Origin of the sequence: Streptomyces sindenensis, from assembly GCF_014649035.1 — a bacterium.
Taxonomy (GTDB): domain Bacteria; phylum Actinomycetota; class Actinomycetes; order Streptomycetales; family Streptomycetaceae; genus Streptomyces; species Streptomyces sindenensis.
This window is the reverse complement of record NZ_BMSG01000077.1, coordinates 1-1554: the sequence shown is the minus strand read 5'-3', so window position 1 is coordinate 1554 and position 1554 is coordinate 1. Positions and strand designations below refer to the sequence as shown.

Genomic DNA, 1554 nt, shown 5'->3' with positions numbered 1-1554 from the left:
ATCGCGGCTGGCCGCGGGCATGAAGGCAGGGCCTCTTGGTAGCTCGGGGTTGCGAAGCCGACCGAGATCCAGGAGACCCTGTTGCCGCAGTTGTACGTGCTCGCGCCGGTTGAGTTCAACTCGGCTGCTCCGTCGTGTGATTGCGTCGTCCACCGGTTCGGGAATGCGGCCGATCATCCGGAGCGTGTTCGGCGGTATCCCTCGGACATGACGGACGCGGAGTGGGCCGTGGTCCGGCCGCTGCTGCCGGTGCCGGGCTGGATGCGGGGCCGGGGAGGGCAGCCGGAGGCGTACTGTCACCGGGCGATGCTGGACGCGGTGCGCTATCTGGTGGACAACGGGATCAAGTGGCGTGCGATGCCTGCCGACTTCCCGCGATGGGACCGGGTGTATGCGTTCTTCCGCCGCTGGCGCGACCACCTGCTGGTCAGGGAGTTCCACGACCGGCTGCGCGACCGGGTCCGCCAGAAGGCGGAGCGGGATGCGGAGCCGACGGCCGGTGTGATCGACTCGCAGTCCGTCAAGGCCGACGCCGTCGTCGGCGCCGACAGTCGCGGCTTCGACGGCGGGAAGCTGATCAACGGGCGCAAGCGGCATGTCGTGGTCGACACCCTCGGCCTGCTGCTGGACGTGATGGTCACCGCCGCGGACATCGGAGACCGCGCCGCCGCGAAGGTGCTGCTTGAGCGGGTGGCAGACGCCCACCACCGGCTGGAACTCGTCTGGGCCGACGGCGGCTACACCGGCAGCCTCGTCGAGCACTGCCTGGCCACGCTCGCCCTGGTCCTGGCGATCGTCAAGCGCAACGACAACATGCGCGGCTTCGTGGTGCTGCCCAAGCGGTGGATCGTCGAGCGCCTCTTCGCCCACCTGATGCGCACCCGCCGACTGGTCCGCGACTTCGAACGCGCCACCACCAGCGCCGAGGCGATGATCTACTGGTCAATGACCATGATCATGACCCGCCGCCTGACCCGGTTACGTCCTGCGCGAGCGTGAACCGGCCCGGCTGCCGCTCGGCCAGCCAGCCCCGCGCGACCATCCTCTTCGCCTTTGACCGCAGCGCCTCCACCTTCGCCGGCACCGCATCCAGGCCGAACAAGACAGCCATCTCCTGGCAGGTCAGCGGCCCTTGACGGAGGCGATGCCGGTCCGTGAGGGCCTGCAGGATGCGCTGGTAGTCCACCGACAGCACCGACGCATCCAGCCCCTCGCGCCACATCGGCACCTGCGACTTCGGTTTCGCTGCCATCGACGCCGAGGATGCCTCCTCGGCCCGCTTCTGGGCCGGCATCGTCTGTTCGTTCTCATCGTGATCTGCGGTCTCGTCCACAGGACCCAGCACCTCGCCGACCCGCGAGCGGGCGATGACCCACTCCTTCCATTCCCGCTCGGCCACGGCGAGCTCGGCCTGAACACGGTCGGCCTCCTCCCGCAGCTCATCCACACGACGGCGAGCACCCAGCTCACGCTGTTCGAGCAACCCCACGACCGACGGCATCCACGGCCTCCCCAGAAACGATGACACGACAGGCCACCACTCCCACGGGATCA

The 1554-nt window shown here is 68.7% G+C and carries 2 protein-coding genes; one reads left to right on the top strand and one right to left on the bottom strand.

Annotated features, from left to right (window positions below; genetic code table 11):
• The first annotated feature begins 207 nt into the window (after positions 1-207).
• On the top strand, positions 208-999 hold the full coding sequence (locus tag IE145_RS33085) for an IS5 family transposase (RefSeq protein WP_189529113.1): 792 nt from the start codon (positions 208-210) through the stop codon (positions 997-999).
• Here IE145_RS33085 and IE145_RS33080 read toward each other — a convergent pair.
• Positions 956-1501 carry a hypothetical protein gene (locus IE145_RS33080; protein ID WP_189529112.1) on the bottom strand — a complete coding sequence of 182 codons (546 nt, stop codon included), beginning with the start codon at positions 1499-1501 and terminating at the stop codon, positions 956-958. The genes IE145_RS33085 and IE145_RS33080 overlap by 44 nt on opposite strands.
• Positions 1502-1554 lie beyond the last annotated feature (53 nt).